Source organism: Nocardiopsis sp. TNDT3, from assembly GCF_003427465.1.
Classification (GTDB): domain Bacteria; phylum Actinomycetota; class Actinomycetes; order Streptosporangiales; family Streptosporangiaceae; genus Nocardiopsis; species Nocardiopsis dassonvillei.
The window spans coordinates 1-2,996 of the sequence record NZ_QPFC01001067.1 but is presented as its reverse complement, the minus strand read 5'-3'; the positions used below and the strand labels follow the sequence as shown (position 1 = coordinate 2,996).

The window sequence follows — 2,996 nt, the reverse complement described above, 5'->3', positions numbered from 1 at the left end:
CCGGGCGCGACCCGGGCCCCAGGCAGCCGGAACGGCGCCGGGCGTCCCCGGCCGCCTCCGGACACGGACCCCGGTGTGTGACCGTGCGTCCTCTCCCAGAAGGCCTTCGGGCCGCCTCCGCCGTTCATCACCGTTCGTCCCCCTCCCCCTGCCTGCCGGACCCGCCTCGTACCGCTTCCGGCGCCGTCGCCGCCGGACGTCCCCCCGCGCTCCGTGCAGACGCGGTGCCCGGTGGCCCCGTCCGCCAAACACGGCTCAGTAGTTGGTGACCGGGACGATCCCCTGGATCCAGGAGCCCGCCTGGGTGAACATCACCAGCGTCAGCACCAGCATCACGAAGAGCATCACCCCGGCCGCGCCCAGGCAGTACCAGGAGTAGCGCGTGAGCGTCTCCGCCTGGACCGCGCGCCCCCGGTCGCGGGCGTGGGCGGCGCGCACCGCGAACACGATCCCGGCGACGCCGAACAGCCAGTTCATGCAGCACACGAAGGTCAGGGCGTGCAGGATCAGCGCCATCGTCGAACTGCTGGCCCCGATCGCCGCCTGGCGTGCGTCGGGTCCGTCGCGCTCGTCCTCGCGGTCGTCGCGGCGGTCGCTCCCGGCCTCGCGCCCCCCGCCGCGCCCGGGGGCGCGGGACCTGCGGCGCTCGCGGTCGTCGTCGCGTCCGTGCTCACGGGGGGACGATGCCCCGGGGGGCAGCGATGCGTTGCTCATGGGGGTTCTCTCGCTGTCGGTGGGTCGACCAACTCGGTTCCAGACTAGCCCGCCGCCTCCGGGGCGGTCGTGAGGAACCCGGGTGCGCCCCGCGCCGTCGCCGTCCGGTACGGCGCGGCCCGCCCCCGTGGGCCCGCCCGCCGTAGTCACCGAAGGTTCCCGCGTCGAAGGACGCCCGAGCACGAGCAGGACCGCGCCGCAGGCGTCCGTCGAGGGTGGTGGCGGGCGACGGGTGGGACGAAGCGGAGCGGAGGTCCAAAAACACTGCCTAGCGCGGCTCCACCCGCTCCTGCCGCCCCGTTTCCTCCCCCGGCTCCGGGTCCAGCTCGGCCACGGCGGTCACCCGGTGCACGGCGAACCGGTGCACCGCCGCCCGGGTCGCGTCGTAGGCGGTCAGGAAGCCCCCGTCCACACCCGACGGCTCCACGATCCGGCTCACCTGTCGGCCGTCGGTGTCGGTGTAGCCGATCCACACCCTCCGACCGTCCCTGGCGGCTCCCGCGAGCACCTCCAGCACCGCCGCCGACCGCGATCCCGGCGGGCCGTTCTCGGGCAGCGGGACCGGTGTGCGCGCCGCCGTGGCGGCCTCGTCCCCGGCCCGCACGGCGCGCACGGCCTCGGCCGCCAGCGCGCGCGACACCGCCGATCCGTCCATCGCGGGGGGCGGTGCGTCCGCCGCGTCGGCCCGGCGAACCTCGGGACGGCTCAGCCGCATCGACCCGTCCCCGCCCTCGGGCACCGGGTGGTACCCCAGCTGCCGCAGCCGCTCCACCAGCGCGGCGCGGGTCAACCGGCTCGCCACCACGGTCGGCGCCAGCCTCAGCAGTCCCAGGTCGTCGGCCCGCCGGTCGCTGACCAGCTCCTCCAGCAGCGCGGGCTCGTCGCAGCGCAGGTAGCTCGACGCCGAACCGGCCCGCAACCGCCCGTGCCGCCGGCCCACGTCCGACACCAGGTACCGCAGGGCCTGGGGGAGCGGGGTGCGCGAGTGGCGTTCGAGCAGGGCGGTGATGTCGGCGACGCCCCGCCCGGCGTCCAGCGCCCGACGCACCGACCCCTCCGTGAACCGGTACACCGTGGCCCCGCCGGTGGACTCCACGTCGGCGACCAGGGCCAGCTCACGGGCCAGTTCGGCCACCAGCGGGCCCGGCGCGACGGCCGTCAGGTCGCCCTGCACCAGCACGTAGTCCAGCGGCTTGGGCAGCTCTTCGCCCAGGACACGAGCGGCCGCGTCCTCGTCGCCGTCCAGCAGCGGCCGGACGTGGTCGGCCAGCGCGCCGCGCCCGGTCAGGCCGAGCGCGGCCGCCTCGGCCGCCGCCGCCCGCACCAGCTCGGCGTAGACCGGCGACTGGCGGCGCGGGCGCCGCCAGGACAGGCGCGCCGACAGCGAGTCCGGCAGCGGGGCCAGACCCGGTTCCGCGGTGCCCAGCTCCGTGAGCAGGTCGCGGCGGGCCTGCGGCGCGGCCGGACGGACCAGGCCCGGACCGAGCGCGTTGCGCATCCGTCCGCCCGAGTCGCGCGACCCGCTCAGCGACGCCACGCGGTCCGACTCCAGCCAGGCGGAGGCCAGCCGCAGCCACCGGTGCGCGGGCGCGCGCTCCCGCCACAGGTCGTACTCGCGGGTGGGCAGCCACTCGCCCTCGACCCGGTCGTCGGCGCCCAGCAGCCCGGCGGCGTACGCGACCTCCACGAACAGCGCGGCGGTGGCCTCGTCGGTGTCCATCGTCTGGGCGGCGCGGCGCAGGTCGCGTACGCCCAGGCCGCCGTTGCGCAGCACCGCGGCCGGGTCCTCGGACCAGTGCTCCAGGAGCTCCTCGACGGCCCGCAGCACCGTGAAGGCCTGCCCGGCGGCCGCCCGCGCCACGGCTTCGGCGGGGTGCGCGGTCCCCTCGAAGGGCGGCGGCGCGGTGGTGACCTCGCGGAACAGCCGGCCCGAACGCAGGTGTAGCCCCACCTCGCGCGGCAGGGTGAGGGTGTCGTCGCCGCTCGGCAGCAGGAGGGCGCGGGCGATCAGCTCCTCGACCGGGGAGGCGGCGGTGTCCAGGGTGACCTCGCGGCGGGCGTCGGAGACGGTCCCGTGCGGCGGCCCCCACGCCATGCTGTCCAGCAGCCGCCGGGCCTGGTCGCCGACCGGTCCGGGCGGGGCGGACAGCACGGCGGCGACCGCCTCGACGGGGGTGTCCCCGCCGCCCGGCGCGAGGTCGTCGGCGAGCCTCCTGAGGGCGGCGTGCGGCAGCGCGGCGAGCAGCACGCGCGCGGGCGGGCCGAGCTGGGCGGGCTGGGGG

At 77.3% G+C, this 2,996-nt stretch carries 2 protein-coding genes; both read right to left on the bottom strand.

Features of this window, described 5'->3' with window-relative positions:
• Nucleotides 1-255: 255 nt before the first annotated feature.
• Nucleotides 256-714 (bottom strand): hypothetical protein, encoded by a 459-nt coding sequence (locus DQW06_RS23915; protein ID WP_013155188.1) that lies wholly within the window; start codon nucleotides 712-714, stop codon nucleotides 256-258.
• Between the two features lie 268 nt (nucleotides 715-982).
• A partial coding sequence (locus tag DQW06_RS23910) for a helicase-associated domain-containing protein (RefSeq protein ID WP_117199356.1) occupies nucleotides 983-2,996 on the bottom strand: 2,014 nt, incomplete at its 5' end.

Bases quoted from the DNA above. Each gene is read 5' to 3' on its own strand.
- DQW06_RS23915 (WP_013155188.1), bottom strand. From the start codon at position 714: ATGAGCAACGCATCGCTGCCCCCCGGGGCATCGTCCCCCCGTGAGCAC.